The organism is Streptomyces sp. NPDC001544 (assembly GCF_042894285.1).
Lineage (GTDB): Bacteria > Actinomycetota > Actinomycetes > Streptomycetales > Streptomycetaceae > Streptomyces.
Genome location: NZ_JBIAVN010000016.1, coordinates 170,541 through 195,998 on the forward strand (window position 1 = coordinate 170,541; position 25,458 = coordinate 195,998).

General features: G+C 70.5%; 28 protein-coding genes and 1 tRNA gene. 12 read left to right on the top strand and 17 right to left on the bottom strand.

Features of this window, described 5'->3' with window-relative positions; all coding sequences use genetic code 11:
* The first annotated feature begins 157 nt into the window (after nucleotides 1-157).
* From ACFY0F_RS31270 to ACFY0F_RS31285, 4 genes are all read left to right on the top strand, one after another.
* A complete protein-coding gene (locus tag ACFY0F_RS31270) occupies nucleotides 158-373 on the top strand; it encodes a hypothetical protein (RefSeq protein ID WP_388801698.1) in 216 nt (71 codons plus the stop codon).
* Nucleotides 363-1,025 (top strand): hypothetical protein, encoded by a 663-nt coding sequence (locus ACFY0F_RS31275; RefSeq protein WP_388801701.1) that lies wholly within the window; start codon nucleotides 363-365, stop codon nucleotides 1,023-1,025. Before ACFY0F_RS31270 ends, ACFY0F_RS31275 begins: the two co-directional genes overlap by 11 nt.
* Nucleotides 1,026-1,126: 101 nt before the next feature.
* A complete protein-coding gene (locus tag ACFY0F_RS31280; protein ID WP_388801704.1) occupies nucleotides 1,127-1,870 on the top strand; it encodes a class I SAM-dependent methyltransferase in 744 nt (247 codons plus the stop codon).
* 31 nt (nucleotides 1,871-1,901) lie between these two features.
* On the top strand, nucleotides 1,902-2,444 hold the full coding sequence (locus ACFY0F_RS31285) for an MOSC domain-containing protein (RefSeq protein WP_388801708.1): 543 nt from the start codon (nucleotides 1,902-1,904) through the stop codon (nucleotides 2,442-2,444).
* A gap of 29 nt (nucleotides 2,445-2,473) precedes the next feature.
* On the opposite strand, the gene ACFY0F_RS31290 is transcribed toward ACFY0F_RS31285, so the two are convergent.
* Entirely contained in the window at nucleotides 2,474-2,989 is a 516-nt protein-coding gene (locus tag ACFY0F_RS31290) for a DUF2267 domain-containing protein (protein ID WP_388801711.1), read from the bottom strand.
* Nucleotides 2,990-3,150: 161 nt separating this feature from the next.
* A complete protein-coding gene (locus tag ACFY0F_RS31295) occupies nucleotides 3,151-3,576 on the bottom strand; it encodes an Hsp20/alpha crystallin family protein (RefSeq protein ID WP_388801714.1) in 426 nt (141 codons plus the stop codon).
* A 148-nt stretch (nucleotides 3,577-3,724) separates the two neighbouring features.
* On the opposite strand from ACFY0F_RS31295, the gene ACFY0F_RS31300 reads away from it, so the two are divergent.
* Both ACFY0F_RS31300 and ACFY0F_RS31305 read left to right on the top strand, forming a co-directional pair.
* Nucleotides 3,725-4,027, top strand: a complete 303-nt coding sequence (locus ACFY0F_RS31300; protein ID WP_388801717.1) for a hypothetical protein — start codon at nucleotides 3,725-3,727, stop codon at nucleotides 4,025-4,027.
* An 88-nt stretch (nucleotides 4,028-4,115) separates the two neighbouring features.
* Nucleotides 4,116-4,565 carry a hypothetical protein gene (locus ACFY0F_RS31305; protein ID WP_388801720.1) on the top strand — a complete coding sequence of 150 codons (450 nt, stop codon included), beginning with the start codon at nucleotides 4,116-4,118 and terminating at the stop codon, nucleotides 4,563-4,565.
* Between the two features lie 94 nt (nucleotides 4,566-4,659).
* Here the strand turns inward: ACFY0F_RS31305 and ACFY0F_RS31310 are convergent, their stop codons facing one another.
* Nucleotides 4,660-6,183, bottom strand: a complete 1,524-nt coding sequence (locus tag ACFY0F_RS31310; RefSeq protein ID WP_388801722.1) for an MFS transporter — start codon at nucleotides 6,181-6,183, stop codon at nucleotides 4,660-4,662.
* A gap of 63 nt (nucleotides 6,184-6,246) precedes the next feature.
* Nucleotides 6,247-7,671, bottom strand: a complete 1,425-nt coding sequence (locus ACFY0F_RS31315) for a DUF445 domain-containing protein (RefSeq protein WP_388801725.1) — start codon at nucleotides 7,669-7,671, stop codon at nucleotides 6,247-6,249.
* A 133-nt stretch (nucleotides 7,672-7,804) separates the two neighbouring features.
* Between ACFY0F_RS31315 and ACFY0F_RS31320 the strand changes: the two genes are divergently transcribed.
* Complete coding sequence (locus ACFY0F_RS31320) at nucleotides 7,805-9,139, top strand: SGNH/GDSL hydrolase family protein (RefSeq protein ID WP_388801728.1); 1,335 nt, start codon at nucleotides 7,805-7,807, stop codon at nucleotides 9,137-9,139.
* Between the two features lie 1,028 nt (nucleotides 9,140-10,167).
* On the opposite strand, the gene ACFY0F_RS31325 is transcribed toward ACFY0F_RS31320, so the two are convergent.
* Genes ACFY0F_RS31325 through ACFY0F_RS31340 form a run of 4 tightly spaced genes read right to left on the bottom strand, consistent with a single transcriptional unit; the run spans nucleotide 10,168 to nucleotide 13,619 of the window.
* A complete protein-coding gene (locus ACFY0F_RS31325; protein WP_388801731.1) occupies nucleotides 10,168-10,932 on the bottom strand; it encodes a DUF1707 domain-containing protein in 765 nt (254 codons plus the stop codon).
* 32 nt (nucleotides 10,933-10,964) lie between these two features.
* Nucleotides 10,965-11,990 carry an ATP-binding cassette domain-containing protein gene (locus ACFY0F_RS31330; RefSeq protein ID WP_388801734.1) on the bottom strand — a complete coding sequence of 342 codons (1,026 nt, stop codon included), beginning with the start codon at nucleotides 11,988-11,990 and terminating at the stop codon, nucleotides 10,965-10,967.
* Nucleotides 11,991-12,004: 14 nt separating this feature from the next.
* Complete coding sequence (locus tag ACFY0F_RS31335; RefSeq protein ID WP_388801794.1) at nucleotides 12,005-12,769, bottom strand: ABC transporter permease; 765 nt, start codon at nucleotides 12,767-12,769, stop codon at nucleotides 12,005-12,007.
* A 49-nt stretch (nucleotides 12,770-12,818) separates the two neighbouring features.
* Nucleotides 12,819-13,619 carry an ABC transporter permease gene (locus ACFY0F_RS31340; protein WP_388801738.1) on the bottom strand — a complete coding sequence of 267 codons (801 nt, stop codon included), beginning with the start codon at nucleotides 13,617-13,619 and terminating at the stop codon, nucleotides 12,819-12,821.
* 959 nt (nucleotides 13,620-14,578) lie between these two features.
* Between ACFY0F_RS31340 and ACFY0F_RS31345 the strand changes: the two genes are divergently transcribed.
* A complete protein-coding gene (locus ACFY0F_RS31345; protein ID WP_388801796.1) occupies nucleotides 14,579-17,002 on the top strand; it encodes a transglycosylase domain-containing protein in 2,424 nt (807 codons plus the stop codon).
* 72 nt (nucleotides 17,003-17,074) lie between these two features.
* Here ACFY0F_RS31345 and ACFY0F_RS31350 read toward each other — a convergent pair whose 3' ends face one another.
* Both ACFY0F_RS31350 and ACFY0F_RS31355 read right to left on the bottom strand, forming a co-directional pair.
* Nucleotides 17,075-17,377 carry a co-chaperone GroES gene (locus tag ACFY0F_RS31350; RefSeq protein ID WP_236052880.1) on the bottom strand — a complete coding sequence of 101 codons (303 nt, stop codon included), beginning with the start codon at nucleotides 17,375-17,377 and terminating at the stop codon, nucleotides 17,075-17,077.
* Between the two features lie 98 nt (nucleotides 17,378-17,475).
* A complete protein-coding gene (locus ACFY0F_RS31355; protein WP_388801741.1) occupies nucleotides 17,476-17,805 on the bottom strand; it encodes a DUF3618 domain-containing protein in 330 nt (109 codons plus the stop codon).
* A gap of 96 nt (nucleotides 17,806-17,901) precedes the next feature.
* Here ACFY0F_RS31355 and bcp point away from each other — a divergent pair, with 96 nt between their 5' ends.
* Nucleotides 17,902-18,369 carry a thioredoxin-dependent thiol peroxidase gene (bcp, locus tag ACFY0F_RS31360; RefSeq protein ID WP_388801744.1) on the top strand — a complete coding sequence of 156 codons (468 nt, stop codon included), beginning with the start codon at nucleotides 17,902-17,904 and terminating at the stop codon, nucleotides 18,367-18,369.
* A 106-nt stretch (nucleotides 18,370-18,475) separates the two neighbouring features.
* Here the strand turns inward: bcp and ACFY0F_RS31365 are convergent, their stop codons facing one another.
* A complete protein-coding gene (locus tag ACFY0F_RS31365; RefSeq protein WP_388801747.1) occupies nucleotides 18,476-19,174 on the bottom strand; it encodes a hemerythrin domain-containing protein in 699 nt (232 codons plus the stop codon).
* Nucleotides 19,175-19,337: 163 nt separating this feature from the next.
* On the opposite strand from ACFY0F_RS31365, the gene ACFY0F_RS31370 reads away from it, so the two are divergent.
* Nucleotides 19,338-19,410: transfer RNA gene (locus tag ACFY0F_RS31370), tRNA-Leu, on the top strand.
* A gap of 55 nt (nucleotides 19,411-19,465) precedes the next feature.
* Here the strand turns inward: ACFY0F_RS31370 and rdgB are convergent.
* From rdgB to ACFY0F_RS31390, 4 genes are all read right to left on the bottom strand, one after another.
* The gene (rdgB, locus tag ACFY0F_RS31375) at nucleotides 19,466-20,068 is read right to left on the bottom strand and encodes an RdgB/HAM1 family non-canonical purine NTP pyrophosphatase (RefSeq protein ID WP_388801750.1); all 603 of its coding nucleotides are present in this window, start codon (nucleotides 20,066-20,068) and stop codon (nucleotides 19,466-19,468) included.
* Between the two features lie 20 nt (nucleotides 20,069-20,088).
* The gene (locus ACFY0F_RS31380; protein ID WP_388801752.1) at nucleotides 20,089-20,490 is read right to left on the bottom strand and encodes a hypothetical protein; all 402 of its coding nucleotides are present in this window, start codon (nucleotides 20,488-20,490) and stop codon (nucleotides 20,089-20,091) included.
* Between the two features lie 150 nt (nucleotides 20,491-20,640).
* Complete coding sequence (gene rph, locus ACFY0F_RS31385) at nucleotides 20,641-21,378, bottom strand: ribonuclease PH (RefSeq protein WP_388801755.1); 738 nt, start codon at nucleotides 21,376-21,378, stop codon at nucleotides 20,641-20,643.
* 114 nt (nucleotides 21,379-21,492) lie between these two features.
* On the bottom strand, nucleotides 21,493-21,726 hold the full coding sequence (locus tag ACFY0F_RS31390) for a glucose PTS transporter subunit EIIB (protein WP_388801757.1): 234 nt from the start codon (nucleotides 21,724-21,726) through the stop codon (nucleotides 21,493-21,495).
* Between the two features lie 308 nt (nucleotides 21,727-22,034).
* On the opposite strand from ACFY0F_RS31390, the gene ACFY0F_RS31395 reads away from it, so the two are divergent.
* Nucleotides 22,035-23,303 carry a PTS transporter subunit EIIC gene (locus tag ACFY0F_RS31395; RefSeq protein ID WP_388801761.1) on the top strand — a complete coding sequence of 423 codons (1,269 nt, stop codon included), beginning with the start codon at nucleotides 22,035-22,037 and terminating at the stop codon, nucleotides 23,301-23,303.
* Between the two features lie 65 nt (nucleotides 23,304-23,368).
* On the opposite strand, the gene ACFY0F_RS31400 is transcribed toward ACFY0F_RS31395, so the two are convergent.
* Nucleotides 23,369-24,121, bottom strand: a complete 753-nt coding sequence (locus tag ACFY0F_RS31400; protein WP_388801764.1) for an MBL fold metallo-hydrolase — start codon at nucleotides 24,119-24,121, stop codon at nucleotides 23,369-23,371.
* A 230-nt stretch (nucleotides 24,122-24,351) separates the two neighbouring features.
* Here ACFY0F_RS31400 and ACFY0F_RS31405 point away from each other — a divergent pair, with 230 nt between their 5' ends.
* Nucleotides 24,352-24,810 (top strand): type II toxin-antitoxin system PemK/MazF family toxin, encoded by a 459-nt coding sequence (locus ACFY0F_RS31405; RefSeq protein WP_388801767.1) that lies wholly within the window; start codon nucleotides 24,352-24,354, stop codon nucleotides 24,808-24,810.
* A gap of 84 nt (nucleotides 24,811-24,894) precedes the next feature.
* Here ACFY0F_RS31405 and ACFY0F_RS31410 read toward each other — a convergent pair whose 3' ends face one another.
* Nucleotides 24,895-25,401, bottom strand: a complete 507-nt coding sequence (locus ACFY0F_RS31410) for a hypothetical protein (protein WP_388801770.1) — start codon at nucleotides 25,399-25,401, stop codon at nucleotides 24,895-24,897.
* Between the last annotated feature and the right edge of the window lie 57 nt (nucleotides 25,402-25,458).

Genomic DNA, 25,458 nt, shown 5'->3' on the forward strand with positions numbered 1-25,458 from the left:
TGGGCGATCAGCGCTCGGCATGTGGCGTTTCTTGCGGCTGCCAGCCGTTCGGGTGATAAAAGATCAGCCATTCGGGGCATATAACTGTCGGCGACCGGTTGAGTACGCAATGCTGTGAGTGTCACGTAGCACGCCACAACCGTCTGGGGGGTAGACGATGAGTGTGACGATCGACGAGAAATCGCTCACCGATCACGAGGACGACATCGTGATCGTTGTGTCCGACGCCGACTACCGGGACGCCGCACAGCGAGCCCTCGACGAGCTCGGCCTCACCTACGCCGAGCTTCGGGCTCAGGCCGAAGAAGGCAACTTCACGTCGTCTCAGGCTCACGCCCTTTGGGTGTCTATCGGCGGCACGGTTGACCTCTGACCTGTCCAAGCAGGCCTACAAGTTCGCCAAGGAGTTACAGGAGACCCTCAACGGGACCGTGTGTCAGCATGTGCGCATCGCCGCCGTGCTGCGTCCGCGGTCCGCGGCCGGGCCTGTCTTCACTCTTGGCCATGGCCTGTCTGCCACCAACCCCACCCAGCCGACAGCCTTCCCGCTGCGCATCGACAACAAGAAGCCCCGGGCCTGGATGAACCTGTCGTTTCAGGTCCGTCTGGACGATGAGGTCGATTTCCTGACGGTGCACTCGTCTTACTGTGGGATCTTCACGGATGAGGCCCTGGAGACGTGTCTGCTCCATTGGGACTACGAGCGGGAGAAAGAGAAGTACACGAGCGCGCATGTGCAGGTGTACGGCACATCGCCCGCGTTGGAACTGCTCAACAGGAACACCGATCAGAAGCGGTCACTGGACAAGCTGCACATCCCTGTCGGAGGCAAACGGTTCCGCCCCTGCATCGAGGACGTGATCGAGTTCCTGATCACCGAGCGGCTGGCTGACGGCCGAGAAGGCTGGGAGAAGCGTGTCGAGGAGGGACGCAACCGCTACCGTCGCGGACAACTTCTGGCGACGATGAGGCGTAACCCGGATGTCGTCAAGGAATTCCTTGACGGCCTCGACAAGGACGAGTGAAGGCGGGTCACTTCATCCTGGCGCCAGCGCGGCGCGCCGGTGCGCGGATTGGCGGGAAGGTGGGCCGCGGGGGGTGCGGCTTCCCCGCGACACTGGCCGGTATGGCGCTCTACGACTCGCTCGGTGCGACGTACGCCCGGACCCGGCGGCCCGATCCGCGGATCGGTGCGCGGATCCACGGTGCGCTCGAGGGCATGGCGAGTGTGATCAACGTGGGGGCCGGTGCCGGGTCCTACGAGCCTGAACGGACCGTGCTCGCGGTCGAGCCCAGCCGGGTCATGGTGGGCCAGCGGCCGGTGGGAGCGGCGCCTGCGGTGCGGGCGGTGGCGGAACGGCTGCCGGTACGGGACGGCGCGGCAGACGCCGTCATGGCGGTGCTCACCGTGCATCACTGGAGCGACCTGGCGGCCGGGGTCGGGGAGATGCGGCGGGTCGCCCGTCGGCGGATCGTCGTACTGACGTGGGATCAGCGGGTGTTCCGGGAACGGTTCTGGCTCGTGCGGGAGTATCTGCCTCAGACGGTGGCCCTCGACGACCAGCGGGCGGTGCCGGTGGAGGAGTTGGCCTCGCTGCTCGGTGGGGCGCGGGTGGAGACCGTACCCGTGCCGCACGACTGTACGGACGGGTTCGGTGCCGCCTTCTGGCGGCGGCCCGAGGCGTATCTCGATCCGGAGGTGCGGGCGGGGATCTCGCTGTGCGCCCAGACCGGGGAGGACGTCATCGCGCCCGGGCTCGAACGGCTCGCGCGGGACCTCGCGAGCGGGCGTTGGCACAGGCGGCACGCCGGGTTGCTGGGGCTCGCGGAAATCGATGTGGGTTACCGGCTCGTGGTCGGTAACGTGTGAGGTCTGACCTGATCGGAAGAGGGGGACCTGCGTGAACGCGGTGGTCACGGCTGTCAGCAGCAACGGCGAGTACTCGTTCAGCAAGCCGAACCGGGAGAGCATCACCCTGCTCGCCGGGCTCGGAGTGGACGGGGACGTGCACGCCGGGGTGACCGTCAAACACCGGTCGCGCATCGCGCAGGATCCCACGCAGCCGAATCTGCGGCAGGTGCACCTCATCCACGAGGAGCTGTTCGGCGAAGTCGGCGGCGCCGGGTTCCGGGTGACTCCCGGGGAGCTCGGGGAGAACATCACCACGCGGGGGATCGATCTGCTCGGGCTGTCCGTGGGGACGCTGCTGCACGTCGGTGACGAGGCCGTGGTCGAGGTGACCGGGCTGCGCAATCCCTGCCGGCAGATCGACACCTTCCAGCAGGGGCTGCTCAAGCAGGTGGTCGGGCGGGGTGCGGACGGGAGCGTCGTACGCAAGGCCGGGATCATGGGCATCGTGCGGGAGGGCGGCGTGGTGCGGCCCGGTGACACGATCAGGGTGACGGTGCCGGACGGGCCGCATCGGCCGCTCGAACAGGTCTGAGGCGCGGGACTACGGCGCGGGCCGCGGGACTACGGCGCCGGTGCCAGGTCCGCTCGGCCGAACAGCAGGGCGTAGCCGGGCGGGAGTTGGGTGAGGATCCGGGTCACCAGGTCGTCGCCGACCAGCTTCGGGAGCACGCTGAGGACGGAGCTGACGTCCCAGCGGGCCGTCGCCGGGGTCGCGCCCTCGGTGCGGGCCGCGACGGACTCGACGAACTCCGGGGCCGTGCGGGGGCGGGTCGCGGGGATCTGGGCGGCGACCAGCTTCGCCGCCTCCTCGGGGAGGGCTCGGGCGAGGTCCACGCGTTCGTCGCCGACCACGTGGGCGCCGAGGGCCGACAGGACGGTGCGGGTGACGCGTTCCGCCTCGGGGCGGGTGGGGTAGCGGCCGGCTTCCTGGACCTTGTCGATCAGGTCGGTCCAGGTGCTTCCCGGGGTGTGTGCGCCGGCATCGGTGCCGTACGGCTTGCGGGGTCCGCTCAGTGTCGTGGGCGTGGGCAGCGCCACTCTCGGCACTGTCACGGTCGGCACCGTCGTCGCGGTCATCGTGTGCGAGCTCCCTTTCCGGTCCGTATGCGGTCCGCCCGCCGCCTGGGCCGCGGCGGGCCTGGGTGACCGCGTCCCGCGGGCCGCCGAAGGGGTGGGCGGCCCGCGGGACGCTTCTCTCCTGGTGTGGTCCCTGGTGCGGTCGGTGGTCGGCCGTGCGGTCAGCCGCTGATCTGCCTGCGGCCGGTGTCGCCGCCGGTGATCTGGATGCGGCGCGGCTTGGCCTGCTCGGCGACCGGGATGCGCAGGGTCAGGACTCCGGCCTCGTAGGAGGCGTCGATGCGGTCCGTGTCGAGGGTCTCGCCGAGGAAGAGCTGGCGGGTGAAGGTGCCCGTGGGCCGCTCGGCGACGAGCAGTTCGGCGCCCTCGGGGGCGGGGGACTTGCGCTCGGCGCGGACGTTGAGGACGTTGCGTTCGACGTCCAGTTCGATCGTCTCCGGGTCGATGCCGGGGAGGTCGAAGTGGACCAGGAAGTCGTCCCCCGACCGATAGGCGTCCATCGCCATCGCCGACGGGCGGGCGGTGGAGCCGAAGACCTGCTGCGCCAGACGGTCGAAGTCGCGGAACGGGTCGGTACGCATGAGCATCACGGGTCACTCCTCTCCTCAGGGGCTGGGTGCGATGCCCTTCGCCTTCTTATATAACTCCGGGGAGGAAAGTTGACAACCTCCGACTCAGGTTTATCCGGTCATTGATCCGGGAGTTAGTTTCGGCGCAGATCCGAAGGAGGCAGACATGGCGAAGGTTCCCAGCTCAGTGGTGGCCGCGACGGGGCTCGTCGGCGGGTACGGCGTCGCGCGCTGGACCGGGAAGCGGCAGCTCGGCGGGGCCGTGCTGGCCGTCGCGGGAGCGGCCGCCGCGCAGCAGTGGCGCAGGCGGGCCGGGGGGAAGGCGGCGGGTGCGCTGAGCGCCGCGTACGTCGCCGCGTTCGCCGGGTCGCATCCGCTGGCGAAGAAGGTCGGGGCCTGGCCGTCGGTGCTCGGGGTCGCCGGGGCCGTGGCGCTGGCCTCGTGGGCGGTGGCCGACCGGCGGGCGTGACAGGTCTGACGGCGCGTGGCAGTAATCCGTTGCCCTGTGGCAATAGCGCCACTTCCGCAAGATCCACGCGGCGCCTAACGTCACCGGCGTGAACAAGTTCCTCCTCGCCGTACACGTCCTCGCCGCGATCGTCGCCGTCGGGCCCGTCACCGTGGCCGCCAGCATGTTCCCGCCTGCCGCCCGGCGGGCCCTGGCGGCGCCGGACGATGCCCGGGCGGCTGAGACCGTGCTGCTGCTGCACCGGATATGCAAGGTGTACGCCGTCGCCGGCGTCGTCGTACCGGTCTTCGGGTTCGCCACCGCGAGCAGCATGGGCGTGCTCGGCGACACCTGGCTGATCGTGTCGATCGCGTTGACGGCGCTGGCGGCGCTGGTGCTGGCCGCGCTGGTGCTGCCCCGGCAGGGCGCGCTGGTCGAGGGCGGCGGTACGCGTGAGGCGACCGTGCGGCTGGCCATGTTCACCGGGCTGTTCAACCTGCTGTGGGCCGCCGTGACGGTGCTGATGATCGTGCGGCCGGGGTCGACCACCGGGGTCTGAGGCGGCCTGGGCCCCGGCAAGGGGCGACAACGCGGGGACGGGCGGCGGGGGAACCTGTCCCCGCCGCCCGTCCCCCGTCCGTGCCCCCCGGCCGTCACACCGTCCGGCCCTGGGCCTTGGCCGACTTGGAGCGGGCGGCGCCCTTCCGCATGGCCTTCGCCTTGCCCGCCGCGGCCGACAGCGGGCGGGCGACGTCCTCCAGCGAGCGGCGTTCGGCGTTCACCGCGAGGAACGCGGCGACCAGGCCGGCCACGCACATCAGGGCCGCGCCGATCTGGAAGGCGAGCACCGTGTCGCCGACCTTGCCGGTGTTGGTGAGGTCGGCGAACAGCAGGGGGCCGCTGATGCCGCCGGCGGCGGTGCCGAGGGCGTAGAAGAAGGCGATGGACATCGCCCGGGTCTCCATCGGGAAGATCTCGGAGACGGTCAGGTAGGCGCTGGACGCGCCCGCCGAGGCGAAGAACAGCACCGCGCACCAGCAGGCGGTCAGGGTGCCCGCGCTCAGCGATCCCTGGTCGAACAGCCAGGCCGTGCCGAACAGGAGCAGGCCGGACAGCAGGTAGGTCGAGGAGATCATGACGCGGCGGCCGACGGTGTCGAAGAGCTTGCCGAGCAGCAGCGGACCGCAGAAGTTGCCGAGCGCGATGACGGCGAAGTAGTAGCCGGTGCGGTCGGACGGCACGTCGAAGAACTTGGTGAGGATCGCGCCGAAGCCGAAGGTGATGGCGTTGTACAGGAACGCCTGGCCGATGAAGAGGGCGAATCCGAGCACGGCCCGCTTGGGGTACTTCGCGAACACCGTGCGGGCGATCTCCACGAAGCTGACGGTTCCGCGCTGGCGGATCTCCAGTTCGCCCTCGGGCTCGGCGAGCGGCTCACCCTTGTCCGCCGCGACCTGCCGTTCGATCGAGGAGACGATGTCCTCCGCCTCGCGTTCCCGGCCGTGGATGATCAGCCAGCGCGGGCTCTCCGGCACATGGCGGCGGACCAGGAGGATCACCAGGGCGAGGACGGTGCCGAGCGCGAAGGTCAGGCGCCAGCCGACGTTCGCGGGCAGCAGGCCCGTGTTCAGCGCGACGATCGACAGCAGGGAGCCGCCGACCGCGCCGAGCCAGAAGCTGCCGTTGATGACCAGGTCGACGCGGCCCCGGTACTTCGCCGGGATCAGTTCGTCGATCGCGGAGTTGATCGCCGCGTACTCACCGCCGATGCCGAAGCCGGTCAGGAAGCGGAAGAGGAAGAACCACCAGGCCTCGGTGGAGACGGCGGTCAGGGCCGTCGCCGCGAGATACACCGCCAGGGTGATCATGAAGAGCTTCTTGCGGCCGAAGCGGTCGGTCATCCGGCCCCAGAACAGGGCGCCCACGCAGGCGCCCGCCACGTACAGCGCGGCCGCGAGGCCGGTGACCTGCCCGGAGGAGATCGACAGGCCGCTGCCCGGCTCGGACAGGCGGCTCGCGATGTTGCCGACGACCGTGACCTCCAGGCCGTCGAGGATCCACACGGTGCCCAGGCCGATGACGATCGTCCAGTGCCAGCGGGACCAGGGCAGGCGGTCGAGTCTGGCGGGGATGCTGGTGGTGATGGTCCGGCCGCTTCCGGCCTCGGCTGTTGACATGGACTCCCTCCTCCTGACCTCCTCTCTCGAGGTCGGGGGTCCGGGTTCCCTTCGCGTGTACCTCTACGCCCCCAGCACCCGCGACACGGTGTAGATCAACAGGCCGACGAGCGAGCCCACCACGGTGCCGTTGATGCGGATGAACTGCAGGTCACGGCCGATGTGGGCCTCGATCTTGCGAGTGGTGTGCTCGGCGTCCCAGCTCGCGACCGTGTCGGTGATCAGGGAGGTGATCTCCTTGCGGTAGGAGGTCACGACGTGCACCGCCGCGCCCTCCACCCAGCTGTCGACCTTGTCCTGGACCTTGGGCTCGGTGGCCATCCGGGCCCCCAGGGACAGCAGGGAGGCGCGGACCCGCAGACGCAGTTCGCTGCGCTCGTCCTCGGCCGCGGAGACGATCATGGCGCGTACGGCGGTCCAGGCGGACGCGATCAGGTCCTGGACCTCGCCGCGGCCCAGCACCTCGCCCTTGAGGCGCTCCACGCGCGCCCGGGTGCCGGTGTCGGACTGGAGGTCGGAGGCGAAGTCGGTGAGGAAGCGGTCCAGGGCGCCGCGCGCTGGGTGGGAGGGCATGTCCCGCATCTCCGTGCAGAAACGGACCAGCTCCTTGTAGACGCGCTCACCGACCCGCTTGTCGACGAAGCGCGGCGTCCAGCCGGGGGCGCCGCCCTGGACGGCGTCCATCACGCTGTCGCGGTGCAGGACGAGCCAGTCGTGGGCGCGGGAGACCACCAGGTCGACGACCCGCTTGTGGCCGCCGTCGAGGACGACCTTCTCCAGCATCTTGCCGATGCCCGGCGCGATCTCCTGGGCGTCGGCGCGGCGGGTGATCGCCTCGCCGACCACCGCCTGGACGTCCTGGTCGCGCAGCACGGTCAGCGCCCCGCGCAGGGCCGTGGCCAGCTCGGCCGTCACCCGGTCCGCGTTCTGCGGTTCCGCCAGCCAGGCGCCCAGCCGGCTGCCGATGCCGACGGAGCGCAGCCGCTGCCGTACGACGTCCCCCGCGAGGAAGTTCTCGCCGACGAACTCGCCCAGGGAGATCCCGAGGGTGTCCTTCTTGGTGGGGATGATCGCGGTGTGCGGGATGGGCAGGCCGAGCGGGTGGCGGAAGAGGGCGGTGACCGCGAACCAGTCGGCCATCGCGCCGACCATGCCCGCCTCGGCGGCCGCGGCGACGTAGTCCGTCCAGGGGCCCGCGCCCGCGTGGGAGGCCACCTTGGCGAGGACGTAGACCACGGCCACGAACAGCAGCATCGCGGTCGCCGTGAGTTTCATCCGCCGCACGCCGCGCTGCCGCTCCTCGTCGGCGGGGGTGAAGGCGGTCATGGTGCGGTAGGACGTGCTGCCGTCCGGCCTCGCCCGTGCTTCCGGCGCGGCCGGTGTTCCGGTTGCCGAGGCGGCCGGTGTTCCGGTTTCCGGTGTGGCCGGGGTTCCGGTTTCCGTTTCCGTAGGTTCCATCTGCTCCACCCGTTCGGTGATCCCGCACACAATTGTCCCTTCCCGGCCTGGTGGCGGAACAGAACGGGAGTCCCCGGCGTCTGAGAGGGCGATCGCATGCCGCATCATGGGATCATCAGATCGGAGCCTGAGGCTCCCATCGTTTGAGGAGAACAACATACGCATGACCAAGCGTCATGGTTATGCCCTGCTCAGTGCCGTCGTCGCACTGGTCGTGGCCCTTTCCGCCGCCATCTACGTCGGGTTCGCGGCCGACAAAGAAACCGCCAACGGCAGCGTCGCCGGAAGCCACGCCCATCACGACACCGCCGCCGCCCCCGCCTCCACCGGCACCTGGGTGGGCGCCTGGTCCACCTCCCCGGCGGCAGCCGAACCGGGCACGGAGACCCAGGGCATGGCGGGCCGCTCGATACGCAACGTCGTGCACACGAGCACCGGGGGTACGAGTGCCCGGATCACGCTGTCCAATCTCTACGGCCAGTCCCCGCTGACCATCACGCACGCCACGATCGCGATCGCCGCCGGTGAGAACTCCGCGGCGGCTGCGGCGGAGACGATGCGGCGGCTCACCTTCGGCGGCGGCACCAGCGTCGTCATCGCGGCCGGCGGCCAGGCGGTGAGCGACGCGGTCCGCGTCAACGTCCCGCGCGACACCGACGTCCTGGTCACCACGTACTCCCCCACCCCGTCGGGCCCGGTCACCTACCACCCGCGCGCGCGGCAGGTCTCGTACATCGCGGCAGGGGACCACACCGAGGACCCCACAGCCGCCCCGTACACGCAACAGACCCCGTACTGGCGGTATCTGACGGCCCTCGACGTGCTGAGCAACGAATCCGCCGGCACCGTCGTCGCGCTCGGCGACTCGATCACCGACGGCATAACCTCCACCATGAGCGCCAACCACCGCTGGACGGACGTCCTTTCCGAGCGGCTGCGCACGGCCCTCGTGAACGGCGCCGACGTGCCCCGCTACAGCGTCGTCAACGAGGGCATCAGCGGCAACCAGGTCCTCGTCGGCGGCCTCGGACGGCCCGCCGACAACCCCAGCGGCCTCAGCCGGTTCGGCCGTGACGTGCTCTCCCGGACGAACGCCAAGGTCGTCGTCATAGACCTCGGCATCAACGACATCCTGCGCAACCCGAGGCTCGCCGACCCCGTGAAGATCACCGCCGGTCTGCGCACCCTGGTCCGCCAGGCCCACGCCCGCGGCCTGAAGGTCGTCGGCGCCACGCTGATGCCGTTCGAGGGCCACCGCGGCTACACGCCGGCCCGTGAGGCGGTCCGCCAGCAGGTCAACGCCGAGATCCGGGCCGGGCGGGTCTACGACGCGGTGGTCGACTTCGACAAGGCCCTGCGCGACCCCTACGACCCGCGCCGGCTGCGCTCCGACTACGACTCGGGCGACCACCTGCACCCCAGCGACAAGGGCTACCGCACGATGGCCGAGACCTTCGACCTGCGAGACCTGAAGGGAGCCGGCCAGGCGGAGCTGTAGGCACCGCTGCGACTCCCCTCCGGGGAGCGGGCCACCAGCGACGCGTGGGCCCCACCGACCGCCGGCGGGGCCCACCGCCACGTGCGGTCCCCCCGACGGTGACCGGCCCACCCACTGCGGGCGGCCCACCCGCTGTGGGCGGCCCACCCCCGCGTGCGGTCCCCACCGACCGTGGGCGGCCCACCCACTGTGGGCGGCCCACCGCCAGGGACACCCCACCCGCCGCGGGCAGGGTCCACCGACCGTGGGCGGTCCCACCGCCAGGAAACGCCCAGCCGCCACGGGGGCCCACCGCCAGAAAGCGGGCCACCCCCGCGTGCGGTCCCCACCGACCGTGGGCGGTCCCACCGCCAGGAAACGCCCAGCCGCCACGGGGGCCCACCGCCAGAAAGCGGCCCACCGCCGCGTGCGGTCGCCACCGACCGTGGGCGCTCCCACCGCCAGGAAACGCCCAGCCGCCACGCGAGCCCACCGCCAGGTTGCGGCCCACCCCCGCGTGCGGTCCCCACCGACCGTGGGCGCTCCCACCGCCAGGAAACGCCCAGCCGCCACGCGGGCCCACCGCCAGGTTGCGGCCCACCCCCGCGTGCGGTCCCCACCGACCGTGGGCGGCCCACCCGCTGTGGGCGGCCCACCGCCAGGGACCCCCCACCCGCCGCGGGCAGGGTCCACCGACCGTGGGCGGTCCCACCGCCAGGAAACGCCCAGCCGCCACGGGGGCCCACCGCCAGAAAGCGGCCCACCGCCGTAGGCGGCCCGCGGCCATCGAAATGCCCACCCGCCGCCGGCGGGCCATCGTCTTGGGCGGGACCCGGCGACCAAGGGCAGCCCACCGCCAGGGACGCCCACCCGCCGTATGCGGGGCCCACCGCCGTGTGCCGGACCCACCCGCGGCGGGCAGCCGCCCCCCAGGAGACACCCGCCTCCGGGGCCGGGCCCACCGCCAAGGCGGCGCCCTGTTGCCGGGGCGCGGCCCTCGGCGGGGTGAGGGGGCTCCCGGCGGCGAGTGGGCCCGTCGGAGAAGCGGCTCAGCGCTCCCCGTACCGGCGGTGCTCCCGCTCGTCGCGGCGGCGCTCGCGGCGGTCGTGGCGGGACGCGCGCAGTTCCTGGCGCTCCGCCCTGCGGTCGAGTCTTTCCTGGCGGCGCTGCTCCTTCAGCCGCAGCCGCTCCTCACGGGTGACCTTGCGCTCCACCCCGACCCCGCCCCAGAAGGCGAACCCGTTGACGATCACCCGCGGGGCGCCCGGCTCGCCCGGCACGCCCTCCTCGCGGTGGTCGAAGCCCCCCATGATCCCCAGGCCGCGCACGACGACCTCGACCCCGGGCGGAACCACGACCTGCATCCCGCCCATGATCGAGATGCAGGTGATCTCCACCTCGCGGTCCGCGAAGTACGCCTCGCGCAGGTCTATCTCACCGCCGCCCCAGAAGGCGAAGCAGGTGAACCGCTTCGGCACCGTCCAGCGCCCCTTGCGCTGGAAGCCGGACATGATGGCGACGGCCCCCGCCGACGAACCCTCGCCGCCGACGATCCGCCCTGCCCAGTCCCCGCTCGCGGCGGGCTCCTTGCGCAGGGACACGGCAGGCGCGGCCCCCGCGCCCGTACCCGGCACCGGCAGGTCGCACGTGATCGGCGTCAGCTCGCCGTAGGTGCGCGCCTTGTACGTCGCCTCCAGCCGCTCCTCGAACTCCTCCATGTCGAGCCGCCCTTCGGCCAGGGCGTCGCGCAGGACCTCGGCGACTCGTTCACGATCGGCGTCGGAGGCACGCAGGTCCGGGGCATAGTCGCTCATGACAGCAGACTACGAGGTCCCCCGGCCCACGGCTACGACACCGACTCCCCCCGGCTGCCCCCGAGTTCGGCCCGCCCGGCCTGCTCGGCGTACATCGTCGCGATCACCGCCTCGATGTCCGGCTCCCGCACCGACAGGTCCACCAGCGGATACTCCGCCGCGATGCCCGCCACCAGCGGCGCCGCCGACTGCGCGGCCGGGAACGCCAGCCACTGCCGCGGCCCCTCCACCTTCACCACCCGCGCCGACGACACCTCGATCGGCGGCAGCTCCCGCTCCAGGTCCACCACCAGGGTCCGTTCGCTCTCCCCCACCTCGTGCAGCCCGGCGAGCGGACCGTCGTACATCAGGCGCCCGTGGTCGATGACCATCACCCGCGAGCACAACTGCTCGATGTCCTGCAGGTCGTGCGTGGTCAGCAGGACCGTCGTCCCCCGCTCGGCGTTCAGCTCCCGCAGGAAACCCCGCACCTTCGCCTTGGAGATGACGTCCAGGCCGATCGTCGGCTCGTCGAGGTACAGCACCTCCGGGTCGTGCAGCAGCGCCGCCGCGATGTCGCCGCGCATCCGCTGGCCGAGCGAGAGCTGACGCACCGGGACGTCCAGCAGATCGCCCAGTTCCAGGAGTTCGACGCAGCGCTCCAGGTTGTCCCGGTAACGCCGGTCCGGGATGCGGTACATACGGTGCACCAGCCGGTACGAGTCGATCAGCGGCAGGTCCCACCACAGCGTCGTACGCTGCCCGAACACCACACCGATACGGCGCGCGAGGCGGCTGCGCTCACGGGAGGGATCGATGCCGGCGACCCGCAGCCGGCCGCCGCTCGGGGTCAGGATCCCCGTCAGCATCTTGATGGTGGTCGACTTGCCCGCCCCGTTCGGGCCGATGTAGCCGACCATCTCACCGCGCGCCACCCGGAACGAGATCGAGTCGACCGCCCGTACCTGCCGGCGCTCCCGTTTCAGGAAACCGGTCTTCTTGCGGACGTCGAAGACCTTCTCGACGCCGTCGAGTTCGATGAGACCTTCGTCGAATCCCGCTCCGAAACCTTCGTCCATGTCGTGCAACGCCCCTAACTCCCCGTACTCCGATACGAACGGAGCCCCGCCCGCCACGCCAGCCTCGCGGGCACGCAGCACGCCACCGCCACCAACGGCGGAGCGAACGCCGCCCACTGCGGCAGCCCCAGCGGATACGGCCGCCCCAGCACATAGGCCGCCGGCACCCAGTTCACGAAGGCCAGCGGCAGCACGAACGTCACCCCGCGCACCAGTTCCTTGCCGAACACGGTCGGCGGGTACTGCAACAGCGTCGTACCGCCGTACGTGAAGGCGGCCTGCGCCTCGGACGCGTCCTGCGCCAGGAACTGGAACGCGGCACCCGCCACGAACACCGCGCAGAAGATCACCGCGCCGCTGACCATCGTCACCGGCAGCAACAGCACCTTCGGCCAGGTCCAGTCGACGTCCATCGCACCCAGCGCGTATCCGAGGATCAGCAGCCCCTGGGTGATCCGGCCGATCCGGCGCAGCGCGAACCGGTCCGCGGCGACCTGCACGAGCACCGGCGCGGGCCGCACCAGCAGCGTGTCGAGCGTGCCGTCACGCACCCGCCGGCCCAGCCGCTCCACCGAGCCGATCACCAGGTCCGCGAACCCGAACGACGTGTTGGACAGGCCGTACAGGAAGGCCACCTCGGGCAGCGTGTAGCCGCCGAGCGCGTCGACCCGGGAGAACATCAGCAGGATCGCCATGAAGTCCAGGCCGCTCGCCACCAGCCCGCCCAGCGCGGTCATCGCGAAGGACAGCCGGTACGTCATCGTCGAGCGGATCCACATCCCGGCGATCAGCCGGTAGGCCCGAAGCCCCTCCAGCACCGCGCCGTTCTCACCCACCCTGCACCACCACCCGCCGCGTCGCCGCCGCCTGCACCAGCCGCCCCGCCGCCAGCAGCGCCACCGCCCACACCGCCTGGAAGGCGTACGTCCCCCACGCGTCCGCCTTCCCCATCAGCAGGTCCGCGGGCATCTGGAGCAGCGACGACCACGGCAGCGCCCGCACCACGTCCCCGAGCGCCCCCGGGAAGGCGTTCAGCGGCAGCACCATCCCCGTGCAGAACATCCCGGTGATCATCAGCATCTGCAGCGCGCCCGTGCCGTCCAGCAGCCAGAAGCCGCTCAGCGCCACCAGGAACCGGATCGCGAAACTTACGACCATCGCGAGCACCACCGCGAGCAGGAACTGCGCCCAGCGCAGCGGATCGTGCGGAAGCGCCGTCGGGAACACCAGCCACCCGAACGCGAACGGGATCACTCCGCGCCCCATCAGCTGGAACAATGACCGCCCCAGGTCGGTGGCCAGCCACCACGCCTGGAGGTCGGCCGGCCGGTACAGGTCGATCGCCACCTCACCCGTACGGATGCGCTCCATCAGTTCGACCTCGAAACCGCCGCCCTGCAGCGCCAGCGTCGCGAACAGCGCCTGCCCCAGCCACACATAGGTGACGGCCTGCGCCTGGTCGTAGCCTCCGAGGTGGGGTCTTTCGTCCCACAACGCCAGGTAGGTGTAGACGAGGATCACACCGAAGACGGTGTTGGTGAACACCCCTGCCGCAGTGGCCGCTCGATAAGTCGCGTACCGTCTGAAACCCCCCGCCGCGACGGCCGCGTACAACCGTCCAGCGCCCAAGTCGATCTACCTCCCGGAGTCTTTGACACCGAAGCGCAGGAGCCTAGTGCGCGGCCGCCTCGGCCGACCACGCATTTTCCTGCCGGACGCGCGCCGGAATCCGGGAACGGAACGCTTGGTGCGAGAGTCTTCACTCGGGGGCGCAGAGGACGTACGAGGGCGTACGGCGACACGACGTTACACAGGAGTCCGTGCACGACATGAGCGACGAGCCGCAGCCGCAGCCGCGAAACCAGGGCGGGGTGCCGACGGAACCGTCCGCGGCTGAAGGGCCCGGGGAACCGGTGGACCGGGAGGAGAAGGACGGCAAGGACGGCAAGGCCGCCCGGGCGGCCGGGGTATCCGCGGGTGCCGGGGAGGCCCAGGAGCCCACGGAGCCCAAGGGGTCCACGGCGCCCAAGGAGCGTACGGCGGAGAAGACGTCCGAGAAGACCCAGGTCCTGCGCCGCATCAAGGCCGCCCAGACGCCCCCCGCGGCCCCGGCGGCATCGGGAAGCAAGGGGACTCCGGCGGAGGCGAAGCCGGCGGGCAGGACGTCCGCGGAGCCCGGGGGGACGGAGAAGACCTCCGAGAAGACCCAGGTCCTGCGCCGCGTCAAGGCGACGCAGACACCTCCCGCGACTCCGGCGGCTCCGGGTACCGACACGACTCCCAAAACCGCCGAAACCGCCGCAAACTCCACGACAGCTCCCGGCGCGAAGGCGAACACGGCGGAGAAGACCTCCGAGAAGACCCAGGTCCTGCGCCGCGTCAAGGCGACCCAGACGCCCCCCGCGGCCCCGGCGACCCCGTCGGCTTCCGCGACTCCGGGGATCCCGGCCGCCGCGGTCCCGCCGGCCAAGGCGAGCGCGACCGCCCCGGCGCCCAAGGTGCCCCAGCAGTCCAAGACGGGCGGCGCGGCACAGGCGGCCACCGCGGCCGAGGCGCCGAACGGGCCCGGAACCGCCGCGACGGCGCACCTGCCCCGGCAGACGGGACAGACGGCGCAGACGACGACGGCCACCCCCGAGAGCGCCCCCGGGGGCGGTGACGGCAAGGTCACGGCCCAGGCCAAGGCGGAGGGCAAGAAGCCCAAGCGTCCCAAGCGCACCGGCTGGCGCCGTCTCTTCCCGACCTGGCGGATGGTGCTCGGCACCTTCGTCATCGGCGTACTGCTGCTCTTCGGCCTGTTCTTCCTCGGCTACTCGATGGTGAAGATCCCGCCGGCCAACGCGCTCGCCATGAAGCAGAGCAACGTCTTCCTCTACGCGGACGGCTCCCAGCTCGCCCGCGACGGCGACATCAACCGGGAGAGCGTCACCCTCGCCCAGATCTCCAAGGACGCCCAGCACGCCGTCCTGGCCGCCGAGGACCGCGACTTCTACACCGAGTCGGCCGTCGACCCCAAGGCGATGCTCCGCGCCGCCTGGAACACCGCGACCGGCAAGGGCAAGCAGTCCGGCTCGACGATCACCCAGCAGTACGTGAAGAACTACTACCTCGCGCAGGAACAGACCGTCACGCGCAAGGCCAAGGAGTTCTTCATCTCGATCAAGCTGGACCGCAACAACAGCAAGGACCAGATCCTCCAGGGCTACCTCAACACCAGCTACTTCGGCCGCAACGCCTACGGCATCCAGGCCGCCGCCCAGGCCTACTACGGCAAGGACGCCGTCGACCTCGACCCGGCCCGCGCCGCCTACCTCGCCGCGCTGGTCAACGCGCCCAGCGAGTACGACGTCGTCGCCCACCCCGAGAACAAGGCGGCGGCCCTCGCCCGCTGGAACTACGTACTGGACGGCATGGTCAAGAAGGGCTGGCTGAGCCAGTCCGAGCGGACCGGCATGAAGTTCCCGATGCCGAAGGAACAGACGATCTCCACCGGTCTGTCCGGGCAGCGCGGCTACGTCGTCTACGCGATCAAGGACTACCTCGTCCAGAACGACATCCTCACCAAGGACCAGCTCGAGGCCGGCGGCTACCGCATCACGACCACCCTGCAGAAGAGCAAGCAGAACGCCTTCGTGAAGGCCGTCAACGACAAGCTGATCTCCAAGCTGGACAAGAAGAACAACAAGGTCGACAACTACGTCCGCGCGGGCGGCGCCTCCGTCGACCCCAAGACCGGCAAGGTCGTCGCCATGTACGGCGGCATCGACTTCGTCAAGCAGTACACCAACGGCGCGACCCGGGGCGACTACCAGGTCGGCTCCACCTTCAAGCCGTTCGTGTTCACCTCGGCGGTACAGAACGGCTCGACCACACAGTCCGGTCAGACCATCACACCGAACACGTACTACGACGGCACCAACCAGCGGCCCGTGCAGGGCTGGCCCGGCGGCGCCTACGCCCCGCACAACGAGGACGAGAAGTCGTACGGCCAGATCACCGTGCGCAACGCGACCGACCTCTCCGTGAACTCGGTGTACGCGCAGATGGCCGTCGACGTCGGCCCGTCCAAGGTCAAGAAGACCGCGATCGACCTCGGCATCCCGGCCGGCACCAAGGACCTCCAGCCCTACCCGTCCATCGCGCTCGGCACGGCCACCGCCAGCGTCCTGGACATGGCGGAGGCGTACGCCACCATCGCCAACCACGGCAAGCACGGCACGTACACGATGATCGACAAGATCACCAAGGAGGGCAAGGAAGAGGTGAAGCTGCCCGGGCGGACCACCAAGCAGGCCGTCAGCCGCGAGGCCGCCGACACCACGACCTCCATCCTGCAGAGCGTCGTCCAGACCGGCACCGCGACCGCCGCCCTGCAGGCCGGCCGCCCCGCAGCGGGCAAGACGGGCACCGCCGAGGAGGACACCGCGGCCTGGTTCGCGGGCTACACGCCCGACCTCGCCACGGTCGTGTCCGTCATGGGCCAGGACCCGGTGACGGCCCACCACAAGCCGCTGTACGGCGCGCTGGGCCTGCCCCGCATCAACGGCGGCGGCGCGCCCACCGAGATCTGGGCGCAGTACACCAAGAACGCGCTGAAGGGGAAGCCGGCAACCGACTTCGACCTGGAGCTGCAGCAGGGCGCGGACGTCCAGGCACCCCCGTCCAAGGCACCCAGCCAGTCGGCCACCGGCAGCCCGACCGACGGCGCCACGCCCCCCGGCGGCCAGACCGACCAGGGGCAGGCCCAGGGCCAGACCGCCGGGCAGGGCGACGGCGGCACCCCCGGCACCAATACGCCCAGCAGCCCGACCGACGGCAACACCACCACCGGCAACACCGCCGGGAACACGGCCGGCACCACCGCCGGGAACACGGCCGGAGACACCGCCGGCAACACCACCGCGGGCAACGGCGACGGGGGCGCCACGGCGGGCAACGACGGCGGGCAGAACGACGGCGGCAACGACGCCGGGACCACGGTCGGACCCCAGGGATTCACCTGGCGGGAGTGACCCGACCGGAACGCGGAAAGGGGCTGGTGACCACGGTCACCAGCCCCTTTCCGACTACCGCCGGAAGGCTTGCTACAGATACAGCCCCGTGGAGTCCTCGGACCCCTCGAACCGGTCCGCGGCCACCGCGTGCAGATCGCGCTCGCGCATGAGCACGTACGCGACGCCCCGCACCTCGACCTCGGCACGGTCCTCCGGGTCGTACAGGACGCGATCGCCGGGCTCCACCGTCCGTACGTTCTGCCCGACCGCGACGACCTCGGCCCAGGCCAGCCGCCGCCCGACCGCCGCCGTCGCGGGGATCAGGATGCCGCCGCCCGACCGCCGCTCGCCCTCTCCGGTCTCCTGCCGGACCAGAACCCGGTCGTGCAGCATCCGGATGGGCAGCTTGTCGTGCTGGCTGCTCTGCTCGTTTCTGTTGGCGCTCACGCTCTCGAACCTACCTGCCTTTGCCGCGTACGGACGCCGCCGGGTCAGCCCTTGCGACGGCGTGTGCCGAGGGCGAGCAGCCCCACGAGCCCGACGGCCACGAGCGCGACGGGCACGACCCGCTCCAGCCGGGGCGCCCCGTCCTGGTCCACGAACTGGGCCCGTACCTCGCTCACGGCCCGGTTGACCTCGACGTAGGCCCGTCCGAGGGTGTGGTCGATGTTCGATACCACCTTGGCCTTCGCGTCCCCGACGATGGTCTTCGGATGCACCCGCACCCCGATCTCGTCCAGCGTCTCGGCCAGCACCTCGCGGCGGCGCTTGATGTCCGCCTCGATCTGCGCCGGGGTTCTGGTGTCCGACGTCTCCGCCACCGTACGGCCTCCGAAGTCTGCTGAGTGCGTTGTGCTGGACAGTCTGTCAGCTCAAGGGCCGACGGGACCGTCAGGACCCCCGGTTAGGCTGGCCCAATGAGCGAGCGACTCCAGCCCGGGGACGTGGCCCCCGCCTTCACCCTGCCCGATGCCGACGGCAACGACGTGTCCCTGGCCGACCACAAGGGCCGCAAGGTCATCGTCTACTTCTACCCCGCCGCCCTCACTCCAGGCTGCACCAAACAGGCCTGCGACTTCACCGACAACCTCGACCTCCTGGCCGGCGCGGGCTACGACGTCATCGGCATCTCCCCCGACGCCCCCGAGAAGCTCGCGAAGTTCCGCGAGAAGGAATCCCTGAGGGTCACCCTCCTCGCCGACCCGGAGAAGAAGGTCACCGAGGCCTACGGCGCCTACGGCGAGAAGAAGAACTACGGCAAGACCTACCTCGGCGTGATCCGCTCCACGATCGTCGTGGACGAGCAGGGCAAGGTGGAACGGGCGCTGTACAACGTCCGGGCGACGGGACACGTGGCCAAGATCATCAAGGATCTGGGGATCTGACGCAGGTCCCGCGAGCGGCTCGTACCGGGATACCGGTACGAGCCGCTTTCGCATGCGGTGCGTGATCGTCCGACGGCCGGCGACGCCTGGGCGACCGGGCGGCCCGTCAGGCCCGCTGCACCGGGGTGTGGTCGCCGCTTCGGCGGACGCGGGTGGTGGTGCGGTCGTAGAGGCGGGTGCCGACGGTACGCCAGAGCAGGCGGGCGGGAGCGGGCATCTGCGAGAGGAACATGTGCCGTTCCTGGACCGTCGCGTCTTCGAGGATCGCGCCGAGGAAGATCAGGAGCTTGGTCTTGGGAACGCTGCGGCGCCCGCGTTCGCCGACCTGTGACCACTCATCGGGCGTGATGTGGTCGGCCATCAGAGGCAGGAGGTGTTCCTCTTCGTCGTCCATATGGGCCGTGGCGTGCCGGTCCAGCGCGCGCAGGGACTCGGCGAGGCGCAGAGCCGCGTCGCGGTCGGCCTGGACGCGCCATGGGTGCGACCGGTCCGTGACCTCGTCGAGCGCGCCGGCGATGGCGTCGTGCTGCTCAGTCATGCGTGCGATGACGTCACCACCGAGGACGGCACGCCGGCGCAGTTTGGGCCACAGCAGGTCGTCCTCGCCCTCGTGGTGTTCGGCCAGGGCGCCGAGGATCAGGTCCAGGTGTTCGGCGAGTACGGAGGCGCGCCGCCTGTCGCCGGGAGCGGCGGCTTCGACCAGATCGGCCAGGAGCGGTATCTCGCGGCGGAAGACACGGTGGAGTACGACCATCTCCTGCGGGTCCAGGCGGTCGGTGACAGGGGGCGGGCCTGCGGTGGGCATCTGCGTCCAGTTCGGTGTGGGAGCTGCGATCGCTCCGAGCAACCCGCAGCCTAATGGCAGGGGTTTCACCCCCGGCGATCAGGAGTCACGCGACTACCGACACCTGGTTTCGAGACGACCGGCGACGGCATACTCTCAACCAGTAAAGTAGGCCGCAGTTCGGGCGCCCGTAGGCCAACGGCTGAGCCGCAATCTTTAGGTGGTTGTGTTTGTCGGTTCGAATCCGACCGGGCGTACAGGAGAAAAAGGCCCCGCACCTTGGATTCAAAGGTGCGGGGCCTCTGTGTGAGATCAGCCCAACAGCTCCCGCACCACCGGCACCAGCGCCCGGAACGCCTTCCCCCGGTGGCTGATCGCGTTCTTCTCCTCGGCGGAGAGTTCCGCGCACGTTCGCGTCTCCCCCTCCGGCTGGAGGATCGGGTCGTAGCCGAAGCCGTTCGTGCCGGTGGGGGCGTGACGCAGGACCCCCCTCAGTTGGCCCTCGACGACCCTCTCCGTGCCGTCCGGCAGGGCCAGCGCCGCCGCGCAGGCGAAGTGGGCGCCTCGGTGGGTGTCGGCGATGTCCGCGAGCTGGGCCAGGAGGAGGTCGAGGTTGGCCTTGTCGTCGCCGTGGCGGCCGGACCAGCGGGCGGAGAAGATGCCGGGGGCGCCGTTCAGGACGTCGACGCAGAGGCCGGAGTCGTCGGCGACGGCGGGCAGGCCGGTGGCCCGGGCGAGGGCGTGGGCCTTGAGGAGGGCGTTCTCGGCGAAGGTGACGCCGGTTTCCTTGACGTCGGGGATCTCCGGGTAGGCGTCCGCGCCGACGAGTTCGTGGGGCAGACCTGCGTCGGCGAGGATCGCCCGGAGTTCGGTGATCTTTCCGGCGTTGCGGGTGGCGAGGATCAAGCGGGTCATGCCCCCAGTATCAGGGGGCCTCAGGGCGTGCAGACCTTGGTCAGTTCGCCCGCCGCGTCCGTGACCGGGGTGAGGTCGGGGGTGTCGTCGCCGTTCTTGATCGCGGTGCGGACGTTGTCGACGGCCTTGTTGAGGTGGTCGACCGCCTTGTTGACGTCCGCGTTGTCGGTCTTGTCGCCTATTTTCCTGACGTTCTGCTCGATGGAGTCGAGGGAGGCGTCGGTCCGGGTCGGGTCGTCGGCCGCGTTCTCGACCGCCTGCTGGAGGTCGGTGACGCTGTCGGCGACGGAGTCGGCGGTCTGTACGCAGTCGAGGGCCTTGTCGACGGCGGAGCAGCCGGTGAGCAGTCCGGCCGCGAGTGCTGCGGTGGCCGCGGCCGCGGCGATCGCGGTACGTCTGCGTCGGTGTCGGCTCGCGGCCATGGGTGTCTCCCCCTTGCGGCCCCTGCGGAGGCCCCCGTTGATCTACGTGTCGGCACTCGTAGGGACGCGAGGGCGGGCGGCCGGGTTCCGAATTCCGGCCTGCCCGTTTGACGTTTCCTTTGCCTCGTGGGTCGGCGCGGGGCGCTCCGGTTACTTCGCGAGGGGCGTTTCGAGTGCTTTGCGCTGCAGTGCGGCGAGCTCGGTGCAGCCGCTGACGGCGAGGTCGAGCAGGGCGTCGAGTTCGTCGCGGGCGAAGGGTTCGGCCTCGGCGGTGCCCTGGACCTCCACGAAGCGGCCGTCGCCGGTGCAGACGACGTTCATGTCGGTCTCGGCCTTGACGTCCTCCTCGTAGCAGAGGTCGAGGAGGGGGACCGAACCGACGATGCCGACGGAGACGGCGGAGACGGTGCCGGTGAGCGGCTGGCGGCCGGGCTTGATGAGCTTCCTGCCCTGGGCCCAGGCGACGGCGTCGGCGAGGGCGACGAAGGAACCGGTGATGGCGGCGGTGCGGGTGCCGCCGTCGGCCTGGAGGACGTCGCAGTCGAGGACGATGGTGTTCTCGCCGAGTGCCTTGTAGTCGATGACGGCGCGCAGGGAGCGGCCGATGAGGCGGGAGATCTCGTGGGTGCGGCCGCCGATCCTGCCCTTGACGGATTCGCGGTCGCCGCGGGTGTTGGTGGAGCGGGGCAGCATGGCGTACTCCGCGGTGACCCAGCCTTCGCCGCTGCCCTTGCGCCAGCGGGGGACGCCTTCGGTGACGGAGGCGGTGCAGAGGACCTTGGTGTCGCCGAAGGAGACGAGGACGGAGCCCTCGGCGTGCTTGCTCCAGCCGCGTTCGATGGTGACGGGGCGGAGCTGTTGGGGGGTGCGGCCGTCGATTCGAGACATGGCGATGAGCCTAGCCGCAGTTGGGGAAGGGGCTCGTCCCGTGGCGGGAAGAGCCCCTTGAGGGTGAGCGGGTGACCGCCGGGTGAGCGGGTGACCGCCGGGTGAGCGGGTGGCTCACATCATGTCTTCGATCTCCGCGGCGATGGGGTCGGCGTCGGTGCCGATGACGACCTGGATGGCGGTGCCCATCTTGACGACGCCGTGGGCGCCGGCGGCCTTCAGGGCGGAGTCGTCGACCAGCGAGGGATCGGCGACCTCGGTGCGCAGCCGGGTGATGCAGCCCTCGATCTCCTCGATGTTGTCGATGCCGCCGAGCCCGGCGACGATCTTCTCAGCCTTGCTGGCCATGGTGCCTCTCCCTGATCTTGACCGCTTTGTCTAAGTCGTCACAGTTGCGTCCGTGTCGTCCACTTTCGTGGTTTTGTGTACCGGATGATGGCGGCCACGACAGCGGATCCGAACCCTATGGGGACTGGTCTACACCAGTCGGTCGACGGCCGCCAAGCCCGGTCCGAAGTATCAAGGAATCGCGGGTTCCTTATACGGCCTTCACCGTGCTACAACATGGTCTACACCACTGAGTGGTGTAGACCAGAGACGCCGCCGTCCTCCCTCCCCACGCCCCGGGGCGGCGCCATGCCCACTTGGAGGAAGTTGTGACCACGGCCAGCGCCGCTCCCGCGGCCGAGACGAAGAAGAAGGGCCCCGGCGTGATGGCTGTTCTGCAGCGCATCGGCCGCAGCCTCATGCTGCCGGTGGCGGTCCTCCCCGCCGCCGCCCTCCTGGTGCGCCTCGGCAACGCCGACATGCTGGGACGCCCGTCCTTCCCCGCGTTCTTCACGAAGATAGCGGGCTTCATGGCCGCCGGCGGGAACGCGATCCTCGACAACATGGCGCTGCTGTTCGCCGTGGGCATCGCCATCGGCTTCGCCAAGAAGTCGGACGGCTCGACAGCGCTCGCGGCGGTCGTCGGTTACCTGGTCTTCAAGAACGTGCTGGCCACGTTCACCGACAAGAACCTGCCGAAGGTGGCGACGGCCGTCGACGGCAAGGTCGTCATGGTGAACCAGCCGGTGGACGCCAAGGTCCTCGGCGGTGTGGTGATGGGCCTCGTGGTCGCCCTGCTCTACCAGCGCTTCTACCGCACGAAGCTGCCCGACTGGGCGGGCTTCTTCGGCGGCCGGCGTCTGGTCCCCATCCTGTCCGCCTTCGCGGGCCTGGTCATCGGCATCGTCTTCGGCTACATCTGGCCGGTCCTCGGCACGGGTCTGCACAGCTTCGGTGAGTGGCTCGTGAAGTCGGGCGCGGTCGGCGCGGGCATCTTCGGTGTGGCCAACCGCGCGCTGATCCCGATCGGCATGCACCACCTGCTGAACTCGTTCCCGTGGCTCCAGGCGGGCGACTACCACGGCAAGAGCGGCGACATCGCGCGCTTCCTGGCCGGTGACCCGACCGCGGGCCAGTTCATGACCGGCTTCTTCCCGATCATGATGTTCGGTCTCCCGGCGGCCTGCCTGGCCATCGTGCACTGTGCCCGCCCGGAGCGCCGCGCGGTGGTCGGCGGCATGATGTTCTCGGTCGCGCTGACCAGCTTCGTGACGGGTGTCACCGAACCGATCGAGTTCACGTTCATGTTCATCGCCCCGGTGCTGTACGCCATCCACGCGGTCCTCACCGGCATCTCGTTGGCACTGACCTGGGCGCTCGGTATGAAGGACGGCTTCGGCTTCTCGGCCGGCGTGATCGACTACGGCCTGAACTTCGGCATCGCCACCAAGCCCTTGGAGCTGCTGCTGGTGGGGCTGTGCTTCGCGGTGGTGTACTACGTGGTCTTCCGGTTCGCGATCATCAAGTTCAACCTGCCGACGCCGGGCCGCGAGTCCGACGAGGAGCTGGCGGAGCTGCAGAAGGCGGAGGCCAAGTAGGCGCCCCGGTACACACGGAAAGGCCCCGGAACCGCACGGGTTCCGGGGCCTTCGGGTGCGTTGGGTCAGATCTCGTACGACATCCTCGGCACCGCCAGTTCCACCGGCCCGTCGAAGACCGCGCGGGCGTCGGTCAGGTTGGCCTGGGGGTCGGTCCATGGGGGGATGTGGGTGAGGACCAGGCGGCGGGCGCCGGCGCGGGCGGCTGTTTCGCCTGCTTCGCGGCCGGTGAGATGGAGGTCGGGGATGTTTTCCTTGCCGTGCGTGAAAGCGGCCTCGCACAGGAACAGGTCGGCGTCCCGGGCCAGGGCGTCCAGCGATTCGGTGACGCCGGTGTCGCCGGAGTAGGTGAGGGACTTCCCGCCGTGTTCGAGGCGGATGGCGTACGCCTCGACCGGGTGGCGCACCTTGTCGGTGTGCACGGTGAACGGGCCGATCTCGAACGTGGACGGCTTCACCGTGTGGAAGTCGAAGACCTCGCTCATGGAGGAGGCGGTGGGGGTGTCGGCGTAGGCGGTGGTCAGCCGGTGTTCGGTGCCCTCGGGTCCGTAGACCGGGAGCGGGGCGCAGCGGCCGCCTTCGTGGCGGTAGTAGCGCGCCACGAAGTACCCGAGCATGTCGATGCAGTGATCGGGGTGCAGATGGCTGAGGAAGATCGCGTCGAGGTCGTAGAGACCGCAGTGGCGCTGCAGCTCGCCTAGGGCGCCGTTGCCCATGTCGAGGAGCAGCCGGAAGCCGTCGGCCTCGACGAGGTAGCTCGAGCAGGCCGATTCCGCGGACGGGAACGACCCCGAGCAGCCGACGACGGTGAGCTTCATGAAGCAGAAACCTCCGTAGGCGGATAAAGGTAGCAAGGGGGTATCAAGGGGGTGGCTGACGGGGGTCGTGCGGTCCGTCGAGCGTAAGGCGCAAAAGCGCCGGTCGCTCCTCCACCAGGGGCTGTTGTGGGCGAACTCACCTGTGCTGTCACCGGTTCGGCTGGACCCGAGGCGCAAAAGGTTTACGAGAGGGCGCGTGATGGGGATCGCGCGCCGGTAACGTCTTGCGCATGGACAGGTCCTGGTGGCTGGCGCTCGCGGCGGTGGTGCTGCTCGCACTGGTCGCCACGCTCGTGGACGGCTGGGGGCGGGGCCATCGTCCGCCGCGGCGCCGGACCCGCCCGCCGGGCCGCCCCGGGGAGCTCCGCGGGCGGGCGGGCCGGCCGCGTCCCGGGGACATCTGGTGGGCCGTGGTGCCCTACGAGGACGGGCCGGGCGGCAAGGACCGGCCTTGTCTGGTGCTGGCGGTGCGCGGCGACAGGGTGACCGTTGCGAAGATCACCAGCAGGCACCGGGAGGAGCGGGCCGGGGTGATCCCCCTGCCGCCGGGCTCGGTGGGGGACGCGCGGGGACGGCCCAGTTACCTGGAGACGGACGAGCTGCGACAGGTGCCCGTGGGGGACTTCCGGCGGCGGGTGGGTGCGGTGGACCCGATCCTCTGGGACCGGGTGCGGCACCTGGCGGGCTAGGGGGTGTCTTGTGGATCACGCCGGGGTCGCGGGGTCTGGCACGCACTCCCGGCATGACCCGCAAGACGCCCCCTAGGAGGCTTCTCAGCGGACCTCCACCGTCACCGTCCAGCCCTGGATGCCCTTGCAGGACATCTGGCCGGAGCGGCTCGCGCACAGCGGCCGGGACGAGGTCAGGTGGGCGGTGCCGGGGGCGATCGCCTGGAACGCGGCGACGGCGTCGCCCGGCTGGATGACGAAGCCGGGGTCGGCGGCCTTCAGCGCGCCGCCGTCGGCGGTGACCGGCTTCCAGGGGCGTTCCTTGGTGCCGTCCAGGGTGAGTCGGAGCGTCTGGCCCTTGGTGAGGCAGACGGTGCGGCCGTTGTCGCCGGCGTCGAGCTGGGTGCGGGAGGTGCAGGAGCCGCTCGGGGACGGCGACTGCGAGGGGGACGGCGACTGCGGCTGTGCGTGCGTGGAGGACTGTGCGGGCGAGGGGGACACCGAACCGCTGCCGGTTCCGCCTCCCCCGTCCTGCGAGCCGCAGCCGGCGAGGAGCAGCGCTGCTGCCGCGACGGCGGCGGCGGACGTGCGGTGGAGCGTCGTGCGGCGCATGTGGTGCCCGCCTTTCCGCTGGGACCGGACCTGGTGCCGATGTGACGTGCCGGGCGC